Annotated in this window: 15 protein-coding genes; 12 read left to right on the top strand and 3 right to left on the bottom strand. The window is 53.2% G+C overall.

Annotated features, from left to right (window positions below):
* Window positions 1–7: 7 nt before the first annotated feature.
* From MHI43_RS30190 to MHI43_RS30140, 11 genes are all read left to right on the top strand, one after another.
* Window positions 8–1,828, top strand: a complete 1,821-nt coding sequence (locus MHI43_RS30190) for a sensor histidine kinase (RefSeq protein ID WP_036662053.1) — start codon at window positions 8–10, stop codon at window positions 1,826–1,828.
* A 388-nt stretch (window positions 1,829–2,216) separates the two neighbouring features.
* Window positions 2,217–3,470 (top strand): MFS transporter, encoded by a 1,254-nt coding sequence (locus MHI43_RS30185; protein ID WP_036662055.1) that lies wholly within the window; start codon window positions 2,217–2,219, stop codon window positions 3,468–3,470.
* Between the two features lie 446 nt (window positions 3,471–3,916).
* A complete protein-coding gene (locus tag MHI43_RS30180) occupies window positions 3,917–5,164 on the top strand; it encodes a sugar ABC transporter substrate-binding protein (RefSeq protein ID WP_009594526.1) in 1,248 nt (415 codons plus the stop codon).
* A 108-nt stretch (window positions 5,165–5,272) separates the two neighbouring features.
* On the top strand, window positions 5,273–6,172 hold the full coding sequence (locus MHI43_RS30175; protein WP_015737778.1) for a sugar ABC transporter permease: 900 nt from the start codon (window positions 5,273–5,275) through the stop codon (window positions 6,170–6,172).
* Window positions 6,173–6,217: 45 nt separating this feature from the next.
* Window positions 6,218–7,036 carry a carbohydrate ABC transporter permease gene (locus MHI43_RS30170; RefSeq protein WP_009594477.1) on the top strand — a complete coding sequence of 273 codons (819 nt, stop codon included), beginning with the start codon at window positions 6,218–6,220 and terminating at the stop codon, window positions 7,034–7,036.
* 41 nt (window positions 7,037–7,077) lie between these two features.
* Window positions 7,078–8,079, top strand: coding sequence for a LacI family DNA-binding transcriptional regulator (locus tag MHI43_RS30165; RefSeq protein WP_009594543.1), 1,002 nt, complete (start codon window positions 7,078–7,080; stop codon window positions 8,077–8,079).
* A 25-nt stretch (window positions 8,080–8,104) separates the two neighbouring features.
* A complete protein-coding gene (locus tag MHI43_RS30160) occupies window positions 8,105–8,866 on the top strand; it encodes an alpha/beta hydrolase family protein (RefSeq protein ID WP_015737777.1) in 762 nt (253 codons plus the stop codon).
* A 198-nt stretch (window positions 8,867–9,064) separates the two neighbouring features.
* A complete protein-coding gene (locus MHI43_RS30155; protein ID WP_036662057.1) occupies window positions 9,065–11,230 on the top strand; it encodes a glycoside hydrolase family 3 N-terminal domain-containing protein in 2,166 nt (721 codons plus the stop codon).
* Window positions 11,231–11,288: 58 nt separating this feature from the next.
* Window positions 11,289–14,648, top strand: a complete 3,360-nt coding sequence (locus MHI43_RS30150; protein WP_341283200.1) for a cellobiose phosphorylase — start codon at window positions 11,289–11,291, stop codon at window positions 14,646–14,648.
* An 82-nt stretch (window positions 14,649–14,730) separates the two neighbouring features.
* The gene (locus tag MHI43_RS30145) at window positions 14,731–15,228 is read left to right on the top strand and encodes a GNAT family N-acetyltransferase (protein ID WP_015737774.1); all 498 of its coding nucleotides are present in this window, start codon (window positions 14,731–14,733) and stop codon (window positions 15,226–15,228) included.
* Between the two features lie 227 nt (window positions 15,229–15,455).
* A complete protein-coding gene (locus MHI43_RS30140) occupies window positions 15,456–16,115 on the top strand; it encodes an MOSC domain-containing protein (RefSeq protein WP_015737773.1) in 660 nt (219 codons plus the stop codon).
* A 160-nt stretch (window positions 16,116–16,275) separates the two neighbouring features.
* On the opposite strand, the gene MHI43_RS30135 is transcribed toward MHI43_RS30140, so the two are convergent.
* Window positions 16,276–16,824 (bottom strand): GNAT family protein, encoded by a 549-nt coding sequence (locus MHI43_RS30135; RefSeq protein WP_009594522.1) that lies wholly within the window; start codon window positions 16,822–16,824, stop codon window positions 16,276–16,278.
* Between the two features lie 48 nt (window positions 16,825–16,872).
* Window positions 16,873–17,127, bottom strand: a complete 255-nt coding sequence (locus MHI43_RS30130; RefSeq protein ID WP_036662061.1) for a DUF2164 domain-containing protein — start codon at window positions 17,125–17,127, stop codon at window positions 16,873–16,875.
* Between the two features lie 276 nt (window positions 17,128–17,403).
* Between MHI43_RS30130 and MHI43_RS30125 the strand changes: the two genes are divergently transcribed.
* Window positions 17,404–19,122: a glutamine--tRNA ligase/YqeY domain fusion protein gene (locus MHI43_RS30125; RefSeq protein ID WP_036662064.1), complete on the top strand. Its 1,719-nt coding sequence runs from the start codon at window positions 17,404–17,406 to the stop codon at window positions 19,120–19,122.
* A gap of 164 nt (window positions 19,123–19,286) precedes the next feature.
* On the opposite strand, the gene MHI43_RS30120 is transcribed toward MHI43_RS30125, so the two are convergent.
* Window positions 19,287–20,513, bottom strand: a complete 1,227-nt coding sequence (locus MHI43_RS30120; protein ID WP_085982523.1) for an MFS transporter — start codon at window positions 20,511–20,513, stop codon at window positions 19,287–19,289.
* Window positions 20,514–20,621 lie beyond the last annotated feature (108 nt).

Raw genomic sequence — 20,621 nt, 5'->3', positions numbered from 1 at the left:
GTCCATGATGCAATCGGTCCGGGAGAAGAAAGCAAGCGCGAGATACGTGCCGATCGGTTTAAAACTCATGCTGTCCTATATCTTGTTCATCCTGATTCTGGTGGCCGTGAACTTTTACGTCTCCCATTCGATGTACGATGCTTCCATGCGCAAGCAGACCCGCTTGAACATTCAAGGGACGCTGCTGCAGATAAAGGACAATGTGACCTACAAAATGAACGATATCGTTCAGACCTCGGCGACGCTGTACGATAACCGCACTCTGGTGCTTAGTCTGCGTTCGTTTGAAGAAGGCGTCGAGGGCTACAACCGGATGAATCAGGTGATCATTCCCAAGCTGGAAAGCGCCTCGAAGGCGATCGGCTTGAACTTGAGGATGTCCGTTTATTTTCATAATGAGTCCGTGAATGAAAGATACAAGGTATGGCGTGACGACAGCACCCGCGACTTCAACGAGCAAACGGCGGATATCTATCATATGAGCCGCATCGTGGACACGGCGTGGTATCGGGACATTCCGGCTGAGCAGTATAACGAGACCATGCTGTGGAAGCAGGTGGAAGAGGATGAGCGTGACGGCAGAATATCGCTGATTCGCCGAATCGTCGATATGAACAATCCGCTGGCGATCGCCGAAGTGGGCATTATGCGCTTTAGCGTTCGCAAGAGCGAGTTGTTCGACAGCGTGAACTTCAAGAAGCTGGGCGCGGGCAGCGAGTTGATTGTGCTGGATGGTGCGGGGGAGGCTGTCTTTACTTCGGGCAAGCTGCTGAATAAAGGCGGAACGGCGAGCATCGCCGGTACGAACCGATACGTCTCCCCTGGCGGCTTTCCGGATCCGGAATACCTCACCATCGAGGAGCGTCTTCCGCAGCTGGACTGGAAAATCATTGCCCATGTGCCGCTGACGATCATTGAACAGGAAGCCGTGCGGGTTCGGACGTATTTCATTACGATCTGCTTGCTGTGCGTAGCATTATTAATCGGAGCCGGCTTTATTATTTCGCGCTATTTCTCCAAGCGGATCAATAAAATTGTATCGGTGCTCAACTCCTTCCGGGAAGGAGATCTGCATAAGCGCATGCCGGATAAGGGGAAGGGAGAGTTTTCCCAAATCGCCAATGCCTTGAATGAGATGGGAGAAGATTTTGAAGCGCTGATTAATAAGGTCTATCTGACCCAGATCCAGAAGAAAGAGGCGGAGCTTGAGATGCTGCAGACTCAGATCAACCCACATTTTCTGTACAACACGTTGTCATCGATCAACCAGCTGGCCAAGTTCGGGGAGAACGAGAAGCTGCAGAAGATGGTGGTGGAGCTGGCCCAATTCTATCGCCTTACCTTAAATTCGGGGAAGACGCTGATTCCGGTAGCGGTGGAGGTGGAACAGGCGAACGCGTATCTGGACATCCAGAAGGTAAAATATGGCCAGCGCATGGAAGTCACTTTTGATATCGAAACGAATATATGGCCTTACGAGACCATTAAGCTGATCCTCCAGCCCTTTATTGAGAATGTGCTGAAGCATGCTTGGAGTGGAGATCGCATTCATATTCGGATTTCGGTTCACAAGGAAGGCGACGATATTCTGTACCGGATCATAGATGATGGTCTAGGCATGAAGCAGGAGCGAATACAGGAGATATTCGATCCCCGTGATAACAGCCATACGGGCTGCGGCATCCGCAACATTGATCAGCGGGTGAAGCTGCATTACGGGAGCGAGTACGGCGTGTCCATCTTCAGCAAAGTCGGAATCGGGACCTCGGTTCAAATACGCATACCTGCAAGAGCGAGAAATGCTAACCCGGATAAGAGAGGGGGATAGACGGGAGCCCCGGACCAGAGCGGTTCCTCGTGAAGCGGGGATCCGCTTTTTAGCGCCTGTTCGCTGTTAAGGTAAAGCGTCAATGAGTGTGCTTGCTAAAAATGGATCTCTCAAGCGATACTAGGATTTGGGCGATAAGAAATGACAAGCATTGTGCATTCATTCAGGTTATAGGAGTATCAAAATAGAAGGCCTTTGCCTCTTTCCTTTAAGAAGAATTTATAAAAGCCCGCATGGGCTTTTTTTTAATATATTAGAATTTATAAAGTTTTTTGGGGTCCCCGCAAAGTATTTGGAATAAGCATCGGAGCATAGGCTCCACTTTGTGGGGCTATTTTAGGTTTTATGCGTAAATATACTGCTGCGAGGCTGCTGGGAGATAATAAACATGAAATGGTTGGAGCAGTACCCTAAGGAAGTAAAAGGTTTTCTTGTTGCAAGTCTCGTTGCCTCCGCAGGCGGCTCCTTGATGTGGCCGCTGACAACGATGTACGTATTCGACGAGCTGGGACGCAGCATGCAGGATGCGGGCTTTGTCATCTTGATTCAGTCCATGGGGGGCATCGCGGGTCAGCTCCTTGGCGGCGCGTTATATCACCGGGTCGGGGTGAAGAAGCTGATCGTAGGCTCGCTCCTGCTGAACGCCCTCGGATTGTTCACCCTCCCGTTCATTAACGGATTATGGGGCTTGTTCATCGCGATGATGGGCTTCATCGGATTCTGCAACGCCGTATCGATGCCGGCCATCCAGGCCTTTATCGGCTTCCGGTTTGCCGATCGGCGGGGCGAATTGTTTAACGTCATCTATGTTGCCAATAATATCGGCGTAGCCTTGGGAACGGCCATGAGCGGGTTCCTGGCGGAGATATCGTATCATTTAAGCTTTGTCTTAAACGGCGTCACGTCCTTCGGCTTTGCGATTTTCTTCCTGTCTTACCTGACGAAGCTGGGCGGAACGGGTGCGTCCGACGGGTCGCATCATCCGCAGCCCAAGAGTCCGCTTCCGGCGGGGCCCGGCGCTTGGGCACTGCTTGGGGACACCCGCATCTATCTCTTTATGGGACTGGGCTCGCTGTTCCTATGGTTCGGCAATTCCATCTGGAACACGGGCGTGTCTCCGTTTATCATCTCGGAGGGGATGTCCAAGACGGCTTACGGTTATTTGTGGACGCTGAACGGGATCCTGATCTTTGCCGCCCAGCCGCTGACCAATGCCATCAAGCGATGGGCGGCCCGCACGGAGAGCAGCCAGATGACCGCGAGCGCCTTGTTCTACCTGGCGGCTTATGTCGTCATCGTGGCGATGCACAGCTATCCGGGCATGATCCTTGCGATGGTGCTGGCCACATTGGGCGAAATGCTCATTTCGCCAGCGATCCCGGCTTTTATTTCGGAACGCGCGGGACAAGCCGCTCCGTTCTATATCGGCGTGACCGGCGGCATGGGAGCCGCTGGCCGGGTGATCGGGCCTTATGCCATGGGAACGATGTATGACGGCGGCGGGCTGACTCCGGTGGCGTGGTTGGCCGCGGGAGTTGCCGTATTGTCATTCCTGTCGTTTGCGGTGCATGCCCGGCTTAGCAGGGACTGGGGGCTGGGCCGTGACCGTCATGACAAGAAGGAACGCCAACTTAACGCTTAGCGCACTTAAAAAGTGACGGATCACGGCAGAATCATATTAAGCAGCAGGCATGCTTCGGAGCCTGCTGCTTTTTTGCCTGCGGTTCATAGCTTACAGCCGTTGTCAAAGAAACACCTTACAAAAAAAATAAAAAGGATATTGAAATCGCTCTCAGGGGGAGCTATAATGAACGTGTCGAAACGTTTCAAAACGAAATGCGTTTTTTGAAGTTATCAAGCAAGAAATCTTCTTATTTTGTTTACACAAGAGCATGATTATCCTAAGGATAACCATGGAAAGGTGCTCCATAGGGGGAATGAAGAGACATTAGGATTATAGAAATAGCCTTTATCCGGCGTCTTTATTTTTTCGAATAAAATCGAAACGTTTCGAAGTAAGTGCTTTCAATTTAAGTTTTGCATTACGTTTCGCATGCTGGTAAACATTAAAAACGGGGTGAATGTAGAATGAGAAAAAAATCAATATTGTGGACGTTGGCAGCATTGCTGGTGTTCTCGGTCGTATTAGCCGGATGCTCGGGCGGGTCTGAGAAAGCAGACGGAGGCAGCGAAGGCGGTGGCAAGAAGGAACTGAAAGTCTGGTTGATGGGTGACGAAACGGACGAAACCTTGATTAAGCAATACGAAGAGAAGAATCCCGGCGTGAAGGTAAGCGTTCAATCCATTCCTTGGGGAAGCGCGCATGACAAGCTGTTGACGGCGGTTGCTTCGAAGAGCGGCCCGGACGTCGTGCAGATGGGCACAACCTGGATCCCTGAATTCGCGCAAGCCGGCGCTTTGCTTGACTTGACGCCGTACCTTGAGCAATATCCGAATTTGAAGCCGGAGAATTATTTCGACGGTGCCGTTCAAACGATGAGTTACGACGACAAGGTTGTCGGCATTCCGTGGTACGTGGAAACACGCGTATTGTTCTACCGTACCGATATTCTTGCTGAAGTAGGCTATCCTGAAGGTCCTAAGACTTGGGATGAGATGAAGGATGCCGGCCAGAAACTGGCAGCCAGAGGCAATGGCAATTACGCGATCACCATCGATGCCAAAGATATGAACTACCTGTCCATGTTTGCTTGGCAGAATGGAAGCGCTATGATCGACGAGAACCGCAAGCCTCATTTCAACGAGCCGGAATTCATGGGAGCCATGGAATACCTGAAGAGCTTCTACGACACGGGCATGACGCCGCTTGCGAGCGATTTGGATCTGTTTGCCGCATTTAAGGACGGACAGTTCCCGATGTTCATCAGCGGTCCTTGGATGATTCAAGGCGTGAAGGATAAAGCGCCTGAGATTGAGGGTAAATGGGCGACCACAACCCTTCCTGCAAAAGAAAACAACGCATCGTTCCTTGGCGGAGCTAACATGTCCGTATTCAGCAGCACCAAAAATGCAGATGAAGCCGTTAAATTCATCTCCTTCATGAGCGAACAAGAATCGCAGCTGACCAACTACGATGTATCCAAAAACTTGCCTGCCATTAAGAGCGCATGGGAAGACAAACGCTTTGAAGATCCGATCTTCGCTACATTCGGAAAACAGCTTGAGAACGCCAGACCTGTTCCGTTCATCAAAGAGTGGGATGCGGTTTCCCAAGAAGCCATCGGTGCCTTTGAAAGAATCACGGTGGGCGGTGCGGACATCAAGACCGAAATGGATCAGTTGAACGCGAAGGCTACCGAAATTCTATCCAAATAACAAAAGCGTGTAACGCAGCCCGGCTTGTTTCTTCAGACGATGATGAAACAAGCCTGACTGCTTCCATAGCGTATCATCGAAACCCATATTTGCAGGAGGTGAATGACATTGCAGAACTTTATCAAGCGCTTTAACCGCTATAAGTACCCTTATATGTTTATTGCGCCCGCGCTGGTGCTGCTTCTGACGTTCTCAATCATTCCGATCATCATTGCGCTTGTCATCAGCTTCACGAACATCGACCTGGCGGGTCTCGCCAATTACTCCAATATTGAAGCCGTCGGCTTCGATAACTTCATGAACGTATTTAAAGATCCGGTTTTCCTGAAATCCATGTTTAACACCATGTTCTATGTTATTATCGGAGTTCCGCTTGTCGTTATGCTTGCCATGGGCGCTGCATTGCTGCTTAACTATGGCACGGGATGGCTGTTCAAGACGTTCCGCGTTGTTTATTACATGCCTTCCATTACGAATATTGTGGCGGTCGCGGTTGTTTGGGGTTACCTCTATAACAGCCATTATGGCCTCTTTAACCATATGTTATCCTGGTTTGGTATTCCCGCGCAGCAGTGGCTGAATGATCCCACGCTTGCCAAGTTATCGCTGATCCTTCTGGCTGTATGGAAATCGATCGGTCTTAACATGATTATATTCCTTGCCGCCCTTCAAGGCATTCCGCGTTCCTATTATGAAGCGGCGGAGATCGATGGCGCGAGCAAGTGGAAGAAGCTGTTGTACATCACCGTTCCGCTGCTCAGCTTTGCGACCTTCTTTGTCACCATTACAACGCTGATCGGCTGGATTCAGTTCTTCGAAGAGCCGCTGGTTATGACCAAGGGCGGACCGCTGAATTCCACGATGTCGATGGCCCTTTTCATATACAACAATGGCTTCCAGCTCAGTAATTTCGGTTATGCGGCCGCAGGATCGTTTGTGCTCTTCTTCATTATCATTGTTGTGACGATCGCGCAATTCGCAGTCAAGAAAAAAGATGTCGAGTATTAAGATGCAAGCGATGTTCCGTATCGTAACTGAAGGAGGCTTTAGGGTATGGCAGCGAAAAGAATAGAAAAGACGGTCATGACGGTGCTGCTCATTGCAGGGGGACTGCTGATGATGATCCCGTTTATCTGGATGATCACGTCCTCGTTCAAGCCGGAGAATGAATTTACGGCGGTTCCGCCGACGTTATTGCCCAAAGAATTTACCATGAAAAATTATGTGGATTTATTTACGAAGCTGGACTTTATGGTTTACCTCAAAAATACGCTTATTATTGTGTTCTGGTCCTTTGTGGGTCTGTTCCTCAACGCGCTTGCAGGATATGCATTCGCCAAGTTTGAGTTTCCGGGCAACAAAAAATTGTTTTATCTCGTGCTCGCCACGATGATGATTCCGGGACAGGTGACCATGATTCCGGTGTATCTGCTGATTAACGCCATGGGCTTGACCAATACGATGGCGGGTATCGTGCTCCCCGGTTTGGTCGGCGCTTTCGGTATTTTCCTGTTCCGTCAGTTCATGTCGACGATCCCGACGGATCTGATCGAGGCATCAAGACTGGATGGCGCGGGAGAGCTGCGGATTTTCTTCCGTTTGATCGTTCCGATCACGAAGCCGGTATTTGCGGTGCAGGGAATATTAGCCTTCATCGGCGCCTGGAACAGCTTCTTGTGGCCTCTCATTATGGCAAACGACCAAAAGCTTTATACGCTTTCGGTAGGTTTGCAGCTTCTGAAAGGACAGCATGGATCCGATTTCGGTCTGCAAATGGCAGGTGCTGCATTTATGGTTGTTCCGATCATCATCGTATTTTCTTTCTTCCAAAAACATATTATTGAAGGATATACGATCTCTGGCATGAAATAAGATAGTATAGAGTTTTTAAGTAGTAGAAGGGGCGAAAGGAAATGGCAACGATAAAGGATGTGGCAAAGCTCGCTGGAGTCGCCTTGTCGACGGCTTCATACGCGTTAAGTGGCGACAGCAGAGTGAGTTCCAAGACAAGATCAAAGGTGCTCGAGGCAGCAAGACAGCTGAATTATCGGAAGAACGGATTTGCCATGGATTTGAAGCGGAGCCGCACCAAGACCATCGCTCTAATTCTGACGGATTTATCCGGGCCCTATTATTCCGAGTTGATCCGAAGCGTGCAGGAAGTTGCTTTGACCAACGGGTATGATCTGATAGCCTGCAGCTCGATGGGCGGCAGGGATTCGACGGCGGTTAAATTTTTGCGGGAGAAGAGGGCCGACGGTGCCATCATTCTCGCGCCCAATATTCGCGATGAAGTTCTAATCGAGACCTCCGGGCCTCAATTTCCGATCGTCGTGATGGATCGTCCATTATGCAGCGAATTCCTGGTCAATGTGCTGGTCGACGGGGAGCAGGGAGGATACACGGCTACGCGTTACCTGCTGGAGAACGGACATCGGCACGTAGCCTATATTAGCGGTTCCTCGGACTCGTACGATAATCATTTGCGTTATCAAGGGTATTTAAGGGCACTCGCGGAGGCGGGGCTGGAGGAGCAGTCGAAGTGGCGCCTTAGCGGCAACTTTGTGCGCGAGGGTGGTTACAATGCCACCAAGATGATGATTATGCAGGGGTCGCTCCCAACGGCCGTATTTTACGGCAACGACGAGATGGCCATCGGAGGGCTGAAGGCATTCGAGGAAAGCGGAATTTCGGTGCCGGATGATGTGTCCGTCATCGGGTTCGACGATATCCAATTAGCCGAATACGTGAATCCGCCGCTGACGACCATCAGGCAGCCCAAGAGCGAAGCGGGATCGCTTGCAGCCCATCTGCTGTTTCAGATATTGGGCGGCGAATCCGTAAAGCAGTCGTACATGCTGACAACGGAAATGATGGAGCGTGCATCTGCAGGGAAGAGCAAAGTAGAAAGTTAATGTTACCGGATCGGAGATGAGGAACTTGGCATGGATCACGTGTGATTTTTATTCCGAAACACTACAGCTGTCTACCGGCATCGAGGTTTTTATACCGCAAGCCGCGCTGATGCCATACGGTTCTTCTTCGAAGCTGCCGGTGCTTTATTTGCTTCACGGCCGCGGCGCGGACCAGACCGAATGGATGCGCAGATCGTCCATCGAGCGGTACGCCGAGGATAAAGGCATCGCACTCGTGATGCCGGGAGTCGGACGAAGCTATTATATGGACATGGCCAACGGTCCGTCTTACTTTACCTTCCTGAGCGAAGAGCTTCCGCAGCTGGTTCAGTCGTTCTTTCCGGTGTCCGGACGCAGGGAAGATACCTTTGTCGCCGGAATTTCCATGGGCGGGTATGGCGCATTTAAGCTGGCCATGAGTTATCCGGAGCGTTATGCGGCCGGCGCAAGCCTGTCGGGAGGGCTGGATCTCGCCAGCCGGGCTGCAGGACCGGGCTTCCAGGAACACGAAATCCGTACCCTGTTCGGAAGCGTCGACCGATTGCGGGGAAGCCGGGACGACTTGCTGTATTTAGCTTCGGAATTCGCAGCATATGGGGGTAACAAACCGATGCTGTATCAGTGCTGCGGAACGGAAGACTTTTTATATCATGATAACCAAACGTTTAGACGATATGCGGACAGTCTGGGGATTCCGATGACATACGAGGAAGAACCGGGCGGACATGAATGGGGATATTGGGACCGTAAAATTCAGCGTGTGCTGGATTGGCTGCCACTGCCCTGATTTTTTCGTCCGTTTTTATTGAAACGTTTCGATTATATCACAGACACAGGCTGATTTTCTCGCTTTTTAAACAATGGATGTATAGGTATATAATCCTATTAACTATAAGGTTTTATGAATATATTTCATGGTTTGAGCAAGAATCAAAACGTTTCGAATTGACTAGATCGTGAAGGTTAAGACATAGGAGGATGGGAAATGGCAGATCAACAACTGACTTCTCTGGTCGAGCAGATGACGCTGGAGGAAAAAATTGCGCAGCTTATACAACTGGCCGTCCCTTTTTTCGAAGGAGCTCAAGAATCGGGGCAAATTACAGGACCGATGGAGTCGCTGGGCATCACCGATGAGATCGTAAGCAATGCAGGCTCGGTGCTGGGCTTGGCGGGGGCGGAGGAAGTGATAGCCGTCCAAGAAGCGCATATGCGCAAAAATCGATTAAAAATTCCGCTGCTCATGATGGCCGATATCGTACACGGCTTCAAAACGATCTTCCCGGTGCCGCTGGCCATGGGAAGCTCGTGGGACCCTGTCCTTGCGGAGCGGAGCGCAGAAATCGCCGCGCGCGAAGCAGCGGTATCCGGCCTCCACGTGACATTTGCGCCGATGGTGGACCTTGTGCGCGATCCGCGCTGGGGACGCGTGATGGAGTCGACCGGTGAAGATCCCTATCTGAACAGTGAATTTGCAAGAGCGTTTGTCAGAGGTTTTCAAGGCGACGACTTCAGTGGCGATGTAAACCGGCTGGCCGCGTGCGTGAAGCATTTTGCCGCCTATGGAGCCGGTGAAGGCGGCCGCGATTACAACACGGTGGATATGTCCGAGCGCCAGCTCCGGGAGTATTACTTGCCTGCGTACAAGGCCGCGCTGGATGAGGGAGTCGAGATGGTCATGACCGCCTTTAATACCGTCGATGGCATACCGGCTACAGGCAATAAGCGGCTGATGCGCGATTTACTGCGTCGCGAATGGGGATTTGACGGCGTGTTGATTTCCGACTGGGGAGCGGTCAAAGAGCTGATCCCTCACGGAGTTGCCGAGGACGAGGCAGAAGCAGCGTTAAGAGCCATCGAGGCTGGCGTGGACATCGAGATGATGACCTCCAGCTACGTGCATCATTTGCCGCAAATGGTACGCGATGGACGGGTGGATGAGAGCCTGATCGATGAAGCGGTGCTGCGCATTCTGTCATTGAAAAAGCGTCTTGGACTGTTCGAGCGTCCTGTGCGGGGAGCCGACCCGCAAGCCGAACGGGAGATCGTGTTCTGCGAGGAGCACCGTCAGGCGGCCCGTGAAGCCGCCGCGAAATCCTGCGTGCTCCTGAAGAACGACTCCCTGCTGCCGCTGAGAGGCGGTCAGCGCGTAGCCTTGATCGGCCCGTTCGCTGCCAGCGGCGACATACTCGGCCCATGGTCCTGGACAGGCGCTAAAGAAGATGCCGTCACGCTGGAGCAGGGACTGCGGTCCAAGCTGCCTTCCGGTGCGCTGACGGTGGCCGCGGGCTGCAGCGTGAGCGCTATGACCGGTCAGCAGCTGGAAGAGGCGATGGGAACCGCGAAGGGAGCCGATGTGATCGTGCTGGCACTGGGCGAGGATTCCGAGATGAGCGGCGAAGCCGGCAGCCGCGGGTTTATCACGCTGCCGCAGCCGCAGCTCGAATTGATCTGCCATTTGAAAACGCTGGGGAAGCCGATGGCAGCCGTCTTGTTCAACGGCCGCCCGCTGGATTTGCACGGCGTGCTGAATGAGGCCGATGCCGTGCTGGAAGCCTGGTTCCCGGGAAGCGAAGGCGGGGCGGCCATCGCTTCGCTGCTGACGGGCGAGATCAATCCTTCCGGCCGTCTCAGCATGTCGTTCCCTTATTCCGTCGGACAGGTGCCGGTCTATTACAACCATTATAATACCGGGCGGCCGAAGGGTGCGCCGGATGCGCAGGTGCGCTATGTATCGCAGTATTTGGACATTCCGAATGAGCCGCTGCTGCCCTTTGGATTCGGCCTAAGCTATACCGAATTCGAATACGGAAACATGGAGCTTTCAGCGGAAGAGATGTCTTCGGAACAGCCGCTTGAGATCAAAGTATCTGTTACGAATGCCGGCGATATGGCCGGGGAAGAAGTCGTCCAGCTGTACGTCCGCGACTGTTCCGGCGAGGTCGTCAGACCGGTCCGGGAACTGAAGGATTTCCGCAAGGTGCTGCTGCAGCCGGGAGAACGACAGGAAATCACCTTTATCCTGACCGAAGAACAGCTGCGTTATCACCATTCGGACCTGTCCTTCACGAGCGATGCCGGCGAGTTCGACCTCATGGTCGGAAGGAATAGCCGGGATACGGAGATCAGACGTTTTCGGCTTCGGAAATAACGCGACCAACATCATTTATGCAGAATAGGAAGTGAAACTTGTGACAGCCAATCATGTAATGAACGATGCGAAAGTTGTACTCCAGGCGGGAGAATTGACGTTTACCTTTTTGCCGAGCGGGGATCTTTATCAAGCTGCTTACGGCACGACGATGATCAATCAACTGCTCTCCAATTCGATTGACGGCGCCCTCAACAATTTGTTTCTGAGAATCCATACCGAAGACGGCATCGAGGCCGTTCCCATGCTCGGGGTGCATTCCCGAAGCGTGGTCACGCATGCGGATAACCGGATGATGTGGGAAGGCAGCGTCAAGGGAGTGGTCTATACGATACGGTTTACCCCAACGGATGCCGGTGCGTGGTTTTGGGACATCGAACTCCAAGGGGAAGGAATACAAGCCGACGTCGTCTACGGGCAGGATATCGGGATTGCCCTTCCGGGCGCCGTTCGAAACAATGAAGCGTACCTGTCCCAATACATCGACCATGCCGTGTTCCGTCAGGAAGATCGGGGTTATGTCGTGTGCTCCCGCCAAAATCAGCCGCAGGGTGGCGCATTCCCTTATCTTCAGCAGGGATCGCTGACATCGGCGGTCGGGTATGCCACGGACGGCTTTCAGTTCTTCGGTCTTTCCTATAAAGAGACGAATCGGGCAGAGGCTTTATTCAAAGAGAACCTCCCGAATGAGGTATATCAATACGAGTTTGCCTATACGGCTCTGCAGTCCCCTCGCGTAACGTTGAACGGGACGGCCCGGTTCGTATTCTACGGTTTGTTTAAGGAGGATCATCCGGATGCCGTCACTGCGCTCGAATACCAGGAGGAGCTCCAGGCCGCCTGGCAGCAGGCGGAAGCACGCCGTTTGACCGATACGGGCAATAAGCTGCCGCAGATGGAACGTTCCGACCGCTTCGGCGAACCTCTGCAGACCGTGCCGCTGACGGCAGACGAACTGAACGCACTGTATCCTGTACGCCGCCAAGAGGAGAGAGACGGGGAAACGCTGCTTTCGTTCTTCACGGACACCTATGAGCATATCGTCTTGAAGGAGAAGGAGCTTCGCGTGGAGCGTCCGCACGGCCATATCTTGATGAGCGGCAACAACGTCAAGCTGGGCAGCCCGGTCATCACGACCACCTCCTACATGTATGGCGTGTTTAATTCCCAGCTGGTGACGGGAAACACGAACTTTAACAAAATGATGAGTCATGCGCGGAACGCGCTGAACGTGCCCAAGACTTCCGGACAGCGGATCTATGTCGAGATGGACGGACAGTACCGCCTCTTGACGATGCCGTCCGTGTTCGAGATCGGTTTTAACTATGTACGCTGGTATTACAAAACCGAAAACGACAAGCTGATCATCACGAACTTCACGTCCGCCGCGGCACCGGAGGTTACGCTTCAGGTCCGTTCCGAAAGCGGAAGAGCCTACCGTTATCTGGTGACCATGCAGATGACGATGGATGTCAACGAATATGAAGTGCCGTATCATGTGGTCCAGGAAGACGGCGTCCTCACGTTCCGTGCCGACTCGGCTTCGCTGAGCGCGTCCGTGTACAAGGATCTGCATTATCGGCTTGGGGTGACGGGAGCCGATATGCAGGTGACGGACGAAACCTGTCTGGCAAGCAACATCGCGCCAGGGAGCGCTTCCTTAACGGTGCTTGAGCTCGCCGAGAGTGTCGAGTGGGCCATGACGGTGCAAGGCAGCCTTGATGCAGCGGATGCTCCAATCGAGGCGCGGAATGCGGATGAGGAGATTGCAAACTATCGTTCGTTTTACGCATCCGTTATGAACGGGTTCCATCTGAGCTTGAACAACGGGCAGGATGACGGCTTATTCAAAGTCAATGCGCTTGCCTGGTGGTATACGCACAATATGCTCGTCCATTATTCGGTGCCGCACGGGTTGGAACAGTACGGCGGTGCGGCGTGGGGAACGCGCGATGTATGCCAGGGGCCCGTGGAATACTTCATGGCCACGCATAAATACGAGCAGGTCCGCGACATCCTGCTTGAGGTGTATTCCCACCAATATGAGGATGACGGAAACTGGCCGCAGTGGTTCATGTTTGATAAGTATGCCCATATCCAGCAGGAAGAGAGCCACGGCGACATCATCGTATGGCCGCTGAAGGTGCTGGGCGATTATTTGGCCGTTACCAACGATTACAGCATCCTGGAGTCGGCCGTTCCTTACACGAGAAAGCACAGCTTCGATTTTACGGAGCGGACGTACACCGTGCTTGAACACGTGAAGAAGCAAATAGCCTATATTCAGGAGCATTTCCTTCATGGTACCCATCTGTCTTCGTATGGGGACGGGGACTGGGACGATACGCTGCAGCCGGCTAACGCCCAGTTGAAGCAGTTCATGGTCAGCAGCTGGACGGTCGCCTTGACGTATCAGACCTTGAACCAGTTCTCCCGCGTCATGGAAAGCGTGGATCAAGCGATGTCGGGTGCGATGGGGGAACTCGCTGAAGGAATTCAGCGGGATTTCAATACCTATATCCTGAATTCCGAAGTCATTCCGGGCTTTGTCTATATGGAGAGCAAGGAGCAGAGCAGATTCCTGCTGCATCCTTCCGATCAGGAAACGGGGATCCAGTACCGCCTGCTGCCGATGACCCGCAGCATGATCAGCGAGCTGTTGACCCCGGAGCAGGCGGCCAGCCATTATGAGATTATTCGGGAGCAGCTGTTCTGTCCGGACGGCGTAAGGCTGATGAACCGCCCGGCGGTATATGCCGGCGGCGTCAGCACGCACTTTAAGCGGGCGGAGCAAGCGGCGAATTTCGGCCGGGAGGTTGGCCTTCAATATGTGCATGCGCATATCCGCTTTGTCGAAGCCATGGCCAAGCTCGGCAAGAGCAGCGAGGTTTGGAGCGGGCTTGAGCGCATCAACCCGATCGGCATCACCGAGGTGGTGCCGAATGCGGAGCTGCGCCAGAGCAATGCTTATTTCAGCAGCTCGGACGGAAAGTTCAACACGCGCTACGAAGCCCAGGAATCGTTTGATGCGCTGCGCAGCGGAGACATACCTGTCAAAGGGGGATGGCGGATTTATTCCAGCGGTCCGGGGATCTACATGAATCAGCTGATCTCCAATGCGCTGGGCATCCGCGAAGCCGGAGGCGACCTGGTGATCGACCCGGTTCTGCCGAAGGCGCTGGATGGTTTGGAGTTCCAATTCAACTATGACGGCGTCCCGGTAACATTCGTTTATCATATGGATGGCACCGAGCAGACCCGTGTCACGATTAACGGGCAGGATGTATCCGCGAATACGATTCAGAACCGCTACCGCTTGGGAGGCGTTCGCATCTCGGGCGAAGATTTCAAGCGGTTGACCGGAAATGACGAACAAGGCTGCGTCGTGGATATTTACGGCGGCGATCATGAACAATAAATCGTAACCCGTGAAACTCGTCTGCAGGAACCGAACCGGTCTGTTATAATATAGGGAATGGTTATCGAAGCGAGGGATGTCGATGAAGACCCGTCAAGAGACAGTGACCATCCGGTTCTCGGAAATGAAGGATGCCGCTGCGCTTATGGAACTCGACGAACTGGTATGGGATCGCAATACGGCCCCGGAGCCCCTGAAATGGAGCTCGCGGGACCATTATCTTCTGCAGTGCCCGCCAGGCACGCAGCTTGTTGCGCTGCATGAAGGGGAGCTGTGCGGTTACGTCGGCTTCCGTTCGCCCACAGGCCTTAACAGCAATCGCCATGTGCTCGAGCTGAACATCGCGGTCCACCCTGCCCATCAGCGGCAGGGCATCGGACAGCGGCTGATCGAGGCGGCGAAGGATATGGCGCGGGTGGAAGGCATTGCGAAGCTGAGGCTGCGGGTGCTGTCCAGCAACCCGGGCGCGCTCTCCTTTTACAGAAACTGCGGGTTTAAGGAAGAGGGGCGGCTGATTCGGGAGTTCTACGTGGATGGACGTTACGTTGATGATATTTTAATGTGTTACTTCTTATCATGATTCCCCTCAGGATATCACCCTGGTCCGGTTCACGGATGCGAAAGAGATGAGATCATAGGCTTGAACAGTCCGGCGGTTTTGCCGGGTTGTTCGTATGATTAGGTCAACCAGAGAGTTCTGGTTGGCCTTTTTGTTTTTGGGGTCCTCCCACTGAAACGGCTTCTGGACAAGGGCATACCCGATTGCATATAGTAGATGAAAAGAAAGATAGCGGAGGTTGTTTTTCCATGACCATGGGCATTGTATCGCTGAATGTGGGAAAGCCTGTAACGGTGGATTACCAGGGGAAGGACCTGTCTACCGGAATTTATAAGCAGCCTGTGGAAGGCTCCTTGTTTCTAAGTTCATTGAATTTCGAAGGGGACGGGCAAGCCGATCTCATCAATCACGGCGGCTTGGATAAGGCGGTGTGCGCGTATCCTTCGGAGCATTATCCGTATTGGGAACGGTCCTTGGGCAAACCGATGCCGTATGCCGCATTCGGCGAAAATCTGACGCTGCGAGGGCTGCTGGAGGATGAAGTCCGCATCGGAGACGTATACCGGGTAGGGGAGGCGGTACTGCAGGTCAGCCAGCCCCGATATCCCTGCTTTAAGCTGTCGCAAAAGCATGGCGTCAAGGACATGCCGGCAAGGGTGCTGAACACGGGTTACAGCGGTTTTTATTTCCGCGTGCTCGAGGAAGGAAGCATCAGCGCAGACTCCCCCGTTACCCGGCTTGATTCCCAAGCTTCCGGCATCACGGTGCTGGAAGTGCTTCGCATGATGAAGGACGGGCGAAAGGATGAACAAGGGCTTGAGCGCATGCTGGAGATCGACGAACTCGCCTCAAGCTTGAAGTCGCAATTCGGGACATGGCTGGCGACCCTTCGAAGCCATCAGGATTGAAGTCGCGCGGACTCTTGCCAAGCTCTAAGCCAAGGTTAGCCCGCGTTCTAGAACACATACGGACAACAAAAACGGCTTGCGTCCTTTTGGTAGGATACAAGCCGTTTTTTTTATTGGAATTATAGAAAATGCCAGTACCGGCGAAGCTAAACCGTATGCGTTACCTCATCCGCTTCCATTCGCTCTGAATCATGCCGTAGACCGCATGGTTGACATAGCCTTGGGGCAGCTTCTCGGCTTCCCGTATGACTCCCTCAAGGACAAAGCCCAGACGTTCCGGAATCGCCCGGCTGCGATGGTTAGCCGTTGCGCATCGAATCTCCACCCGGTTCAGGCCCATGCGCATCAGCGCGTGATCCGTGAACGCGCGGCACGCGCTTGTCATCAGGCCTTGCCCCGTAAAATGCTGATCCAGCCAGTAGCCGATGCCGACCGAGCGATTGTTCCAATCGATCTCGTGAAACGAGATCGTGCCCGCCAGCTCCTCGCGCACCCAGATGCCTGCCGAGAAGCCGCCATTGTCGGCTGCTTGCTTCATGGCACCCTTGATATAGTTGAGGGTATCGTTAACCTCGGTGACGGCATCCACCCACGGAAGCCACTTGCGAAGACGGTCACGCGACCGGTCGGTAATCTCGAACATCGCCCGTGCATGTTCGATGGCAAGCGGGCGCAATTCAACATGATCGTCCAATGTGTATCCAAACATACGGTATCTCCTTTGTTCTCCATTGCGAAGTATAAAGTATATGTGCCTCTAACGAGTTCGCTTCACTTTTTGCTCCAATGCGTAAATATCTTCTTCCAGGGAAATCATGCGCTGATTGACAACCGTTCGGCAGTCGCTGAGCGCTTGATTGTATAGATGAGGCCCCAAGGTCTCCACGAAAAAATCAAGAACACTCTCTGCGGCCAGATTTCCGAGGGTTTCGCCGCGTTCCGTTTCAAAGTATTCCTGCACCAATTCAATCAGCTGTTCGCGCTGTTCTTTTGGAAATTTGCTGGGCTTCATAAGATGATGGCCGGCCTCCTTCAAACACTGTTTTTCTCTCCATGCTACCCTATTAAAAAGCCCCCGTCAAAATGATTTTCGCTGCTATATCCGGCTAAGGGAGGAGCCTCTGCAAACAGGTTGAGGACTTGTAGTTATTGCCTGCCGGCCCCCCTGTCCCCAGTCGCAGGCTTACTGCGCGGGAGTGCCGAATTCCTTGAACAATCGCGTCATTACAGGTATATTTAAGAGAAACACGTTTATACAGGAGATAGACAGAAATTACAGGACGAAAGGTTGATCAACGTGGAGAACCATCGGGGCACCCCCTCCAATTTTATAAAGAATGTTATTACCGAAGACCTGAAGTCCGGTAAAGTCAAGGAGATCGTTACCCGTTTCCCGCCGGAGCCGAACGGTTACCTGCATATTGGACATGCCAAGGCCATTTGGATCAATTTTACGCTGGCCGATGAATTCGGCGGACGGACACACTTGCGGTTTGATGACACGAACCCGGTGAAGGAAGACATCGAGTACGTGAACTCCATCAAGGAAGACGTGAAGTGGCTTGGCTTCGATTGGGAAGAGCTGCGGTTCGCGTCCGATTATTTTGAAGAGATGTACAATCGCGCGGTGCTGCTGATTAAGAAAGGGAAGGCTTACGTGGACGACCAGTCCGCTGACCAAATCCGCCAAACGCGCGGAACCTTGACCGAGCCTGGACAGAACAGTCCATACCGGGACCGCAGCGTGGAAGAGAACCTGGATCTGTTCGAGCGGATGCGCAAAGGGGAATTCGCCAACGGTGAACGCGTGCTGCGCGCCAAGATCGATATGGCTTCCCCGAATATCAATCTGCGGGATCCGGTCATCTACCGGATCTCCCACGCGCATCATCACAATACAGGGGATAAGTGGTGCATCTATCCGATGTATGCTTTTGCCCATCCGCTGGAGGATGCCATCGAAGGGGTTACGCATTCCCTGTGCTCCCTGGAGTTTGAAGATCAGCGCCCGTTCTATGATTGGGTCGTGGCGGAATGCGAGATGGACAGCACGCCGCGTCAGTACGAATTCGGGCGTCTGAACGTGGTGCAGACGGTAACCAGCAAACGCAAGCTGAAGCAGCTCGTAGACGAGAACATTGTAGACGGCTGGGACGATCCGCGCATGCCGACGATCTCCGGACTTCGCCGTCTGGGCTATACGCCGGAAGCCATTCGCAATTTCGTGTTCGAGACGGGAATCTCGAAGGCTTACGGCACGGTGGACCGCCAAGTGATGGAGCACTTTATCCGTGAAGACCTGAAGCTGAAGGCGCCCCGCACGATGGCCGTGCTGGACCCGCTGAAGGTGGTTATTACGAACTACCCTGAAGGTCAGGTCGAATGGCTGGACGCCGAGAACAACACGGAGAATCCGGAGATGGGGATCCGCCAGATTCCGTTCTCGCGCGAGATTTATATTGAGCAAGAGGATTTCATGGAAGATCCGCCGAGCAAATATTTCCGCTTGTTCCCGGGCAATGAGGTCCGGTTGAAGCATGCGTATTTCATCAAGTGCAATGACGTGATCAAAGACGAGAACGGCAAGGTCGTCGAAATTCACTGCACATACGATCCGGAGACGAAGAGCGGCAGCGGCTTTACCGGACGCAAGGTGAAGGGGACGATTCACTGGGTGGAGGCCACGCAGGCCGTGCCTGCCGAATTCCGTCTGTTCGAGCCGCTGTTCAAGGACGAAGACGAAGAAGCGGAATTGGTACACGAGGTTGCAGGCGAAGCGGAGGAGGCAGCTGCCGAGAAGTCCTTCTTGGACGACATCAATCCAAATTCGCTGCAAATCGTGCAAGGCTTCGTGGAGCCGAATATGAAGGATGCAGCGCCGCAGGACAAGTTCCAGTTCTTCCGCCACGGATATTTCAACGTCGACTCGAAGTATTCGCAGCCAGGACGTCCGGTATTTAACCGCGTGGTTTCCCTGAAGAGCTCGTTCCAGCTTCCGAAGAACTAAACAAGCCAGAGAATAAAAAAAGGCACGGGTAGGTGCTGATCAGGTCGACCTGGCCCCTAAACGTAAACAAGACTCGAAGATTCCGTTCCAGGATTCATTCGAGTCTTGTTATATTTACGGTGATATCATCTTGGAAGTGAAATCGTACGGGAGATAACTTCGTGTTAACTCGCAGCGTACTCCTCGATCTCGTCGTCTTCGGGATCGTCCGGGTGCAGCGGCTGGTATCCGTGCCTGCGCAGGTTATACCACATCCAGCCAAAGCCGATGGCACCCACGATGGCAAGCATCGTACCGGTCCGGTACATGGCCTGCGCTCCGAAGTTCTGGAACATCCAGCCGCCGGCAAGGCCGCCGATGACACCGGATATGCCGCTCCAGCTTAAGGTATAGATCGCTTGGCCGGAGGCGCGGTACGGCGTCGGAACAAACAGCATCGTCAGCTGAACGCCGACATAGAAGTAGCCGCCGAAGGTAACGCAGTGCAGCAGCTGGATGAAGGCGACCTCCAGCGGGCTGTTGGCTTCGGCCATAAGCAGCCAGCGGAGCGCGAAGAGCAGGCTGACAATCGTCAGGCAGCCGACCAGGACGTTGATTTTCCGCTTCAGGAAGCGGTCAAACAGAATGAAGATCAGCACTTCGAATATCGATGAGAAGAAGATGGCGAGGCCGACCGTCTGCTTGGTCCCGCCCAGCTCCAGAATGTATAGGGACATAAAGGTATTGTTCGCCGTGTTCGGGATGGATACCATGATGCCTAACAGGATGAACCAGACAAAATAGGAGTTCAGGAACAGCCTGCTGAGCCCCCTGAGGCTGACCGATGCCGATGCCGCCGTTTTCTGAATGGAGGGCAGCGTAAACATGAACACGGCCGCCACCAGCAGCATGATCGAGAACACGATGGCGATGCGTCCCGACCCGAGCCGGTCGATGACAGGCCCGGCAGCGATGGCCGTCAGCGCCCATCCGAGCGAGCCCCACAGCCGGAACGAGCCGAATTTTTGCTGAGTTCCATCAATATAGGTCAGAATCAGCGAATTTGTCTGCGAGAACATCGGCGTCTGAAAAAAATAAAAGAAAATCATCGTCATGTATATCATTGCATAGGTATTCGCCTGAAAAACAAGCTGAACCAGCAGCAGTGTACCGGTCATCATGATCAGCAGCACGCGTTTGATGTTGGCCGCCCGGTCACTCCAGAATCCCCAGAACGGATTGGCGAAGATGGACACAAATGGCGCAATCGCCATCAGGCTGCCGATTTCGATTTTGCTCATGCCGATATCTTGCAAATACAACTGGAAGAAACCGGTGAAGATGACCATGGTTCCGTAAATGAAGAAGTTGAACAGCTTGAGCGATGTCAGCGAAGGTTGAGCATTGTCCATATTCCGCAAGTAGGTCATTCCTTTCAAACCGAATACAATCCATAATCGCGGTATAAGAAAAAAAGCCGCTTTCCTTTCAATGTATCACGCATTGAAAAGGGATACAAA

This window comes from Paenibacillus sp. FSL H8-0457 (genome assembly GCF_038051935.1).
In the GTDB taxonomy this organism is placed as follows: Bacteria; Bacillota; Bacilli; order Paenibacillales; family Paenibacillaceae; genus Paenibacillus_AQ; species Paenibacillus_AQ lautus_A.
Note: the sequence above shows the minus strand (reverse complement) of the source record. Positions and strands in the feature narration are given on the sequence as shown.

Coding starts and splice junctions, on each gene's coding strand:
- MHI43_RS30190 (WP_036662053.1), top strand. CDS start 8: ATGCAATCGGTCCGGGAGAAGAAAGCAAGCGCGAGATACGTGCCGATC.
- MHI43_RS30185 (WP_036662055.1), top strand. CDS start 2,217: ATGAAATGGTTGGAGCAGTACCCTAAGGAAGTAAAAGGTTTTCTTGTT.
- MHI43_RS30180 (WP_009594526.1), top strand. CDS start 3,917: ATGAGAAAAAAATCAATATTGTGGACGTTGGCAGCATTGCTGGTGTTC.
- MHI43_RS30170 (WP_009594477.1), top strand. CDS start 6,218: ATGGCAGCGAAAAGAATAGAAAAGACGGTCATGACGGTGCTGCTCATT.
- MHI43_RS30165 (WP_009594543.1), top strand. CDS start 7,078: ATGGCAACGATAAAGGATGTGGCAAAGCTCGCTGGAGTCGCCTTGTCG.
- MHI43_RS30155 (WP_036662057.1), top strand. CDS start 9,065: ATGGCAGATCAACAACTGACTTCTCTGGTCGAGCAGATGACGCTGGAG.
- MHI43_RS30150 (WP_341283200.1), top strand. CDS start 11,289: ATGAACGATGCGAAAGTTGTACTCCAGGCGGGAGAATTGACGTTTACC.
- MHI43_RS30145 (WP_015737774.1), top strand. CDS start 14,731: ATGAAGACCCGTCAAGAGACAGTGACCATCCGGTTCTCGGAAATGAAG.
- MHI43_RS30140 (WP_015737773.1), top strand. CDS start 15,456: ATGACCATGGGCATTGTATCGCTGAATGTGGGAAAGCCTGTAACGGTG.
- MHI43_RS30135 (WP_009594522.1), bottom strand. CDS start 16,824: ATGTTTGGATACACATTGGACGATCATGTTGAATTGCGCCCGCTTGCC.
- MHI43_RS30130 (WP_036662061.1), bottom strand. CDS start 17,127: ATGAAGCCCAGCAAATTTCCAAAAGAACAGCGCGAACAGCTGATTGAA.
- MHI43_RS30120 (WP_085982523.1), bottom strand. CDS start 20,513: ATGGACAATGCTCAACCTTCGCTGACATCGCTCAAGCTGTTCAACTTC.